This is a genomic window from Bartonella sp. OC68QHHN (assembly GCF_042193875.1).
Classification (GTDB): Bacteria; Pseudomonadota; Alphaproteobacteria; order Rhizobiales; family Rhizobiaceae; genus Bartonella; species Bartonella grahamii_A.
Map to the genome: position 1 here is coordinate 1 of NZ_JBHIME010000045.1, position 1,554 is coordinate 1,554.

General features: G+C 44.7%; 1 pseudogene. It reads right to left on the reverse strand.

Features of this window, described 5'->3' with window-relative positions:
- Positions 1–1,554, reverse strand: a pseudogene (locus ACFIJ0_RS06080) (filamentous hemagglutinin); the annotation flags it as partial.

Consider the following 1,554-nt stretch of genomic DNA (forward strand, 5'->3'; position numbering starts at 1 on the left):
AAAGGAGGCTCTCTCCTTTTCTGGAATGTAAAGCACCGGTGCATAAACATCCATGCCCTTGACCTGTTGGCGCACATAAATCACCATCGGCGCTTCTAGGGACGCCAATTGTTCTTCACTCAAAGCCTCACCAAAGGGGAGATTATGGGCTTTTGCATAGTCTGCCCCACCATCCAGCAAAGTTTTGACTTGTTCAATGGCATCACTTCCAGGAATAAAGGAGCCTTTGCCCAACCCTTGACCGACCAGATCACGCATTTGTTTTTCAATCAATTGTTTTTCAAAATAGGCATCGCCTAAGAAAAAAATCTCTCTGTCAGGATTGTAGCCAATTCTGTTCAAAAAATAGGCTGAGCCATAAAACTTGCCAACATCAAGGAATTCCGCACGCGTTTCATAAATGAAATTCTGGTTGGGCAGCGTGCCCCCAACCCCACCCGATTGGGGCTTTGGTAAAGGAAGCCCCTCAGCAAGTTCCCCTGCATTATGGAGATCCACTTTTGGTGTAAAGAGAGCGCCAGCCCCGGTTAAACCGCTTAAGGACTCCAGTGGATTGCCTTCAACGGTTTTTGCTTCAAAATGCGTATCCCCCGTAATCGAACCTTCCGCTGCCGTGTTGTGGAGTTGATCGACCACCAAATTCAACGTGCCACCCGCTTGAACAAGACCAGGAACACTCTCCAAAGCTTCTGAGCGGATATGGCGAAAAGTGCCATTGGCTATGTCTAAAGAAACATCGCGACTTCCATCAGCTTTATAGCCATAACAATAAGCATCCGTATTGGCATTACAACCCATAAAGGTTTTTTTATAAGCCGTTGCTCCCAGATTGGTCAGCACACCAGCGTGGATATCTGCATTTCCCCCTGCTCTCATAATGCTATAGTTATTCTCAATGGTATCAGCGTTAATGATGAGATTGCCTCTAGATTGTATCATGCCCGAAACAGTTGGTTTATGCGAAAACCCTTGCGTGACAGTCCTCTCTGTCATATGTGACCAATGTTCGTTTATTGACCAGAACCATCCTTCCTTCCGCCGAGAACCATTCCAGGAATACTGTTCTACAGAGTTTCTTTCGTCAATATATTTCCAAGTAAAAGCCTTATAGACTGTTCCGTCGCTTGAAATTGCGGTGCCATAGGTTTCCTCTTTACTATTCCAAAGTGGATTATCTAAGTAAATGTATAAGTGTCCTTTCCAAACTCCGTTATCATATTGATATTCGTGCCCTTGTCCCCAAAGACCAACTTTCGCATCCTGATATAACATCCCATCACTGAGCTGATCAGAACCCTTTGGTCTTTGGAAAGAAATATCGCTATATTCCGTTTTTTCCGTGATGACAGGCGTGCTATCGGCTTCGTTTTTTAGAGTGTTGGTTTGGATATTTAAGTTTCCACCAGCTTGAATAAAGCCTGCTTTATTGACAAGCGAAAGGCTTTTTCCGGTACCTTCTGCATTGGTAAAAGATAAATCACCTTCTGTCATTATGGCGCCAAAATCATTCAACACTGCGCCATCGACTTGTAAGGCACCATTGCCCTGCACATA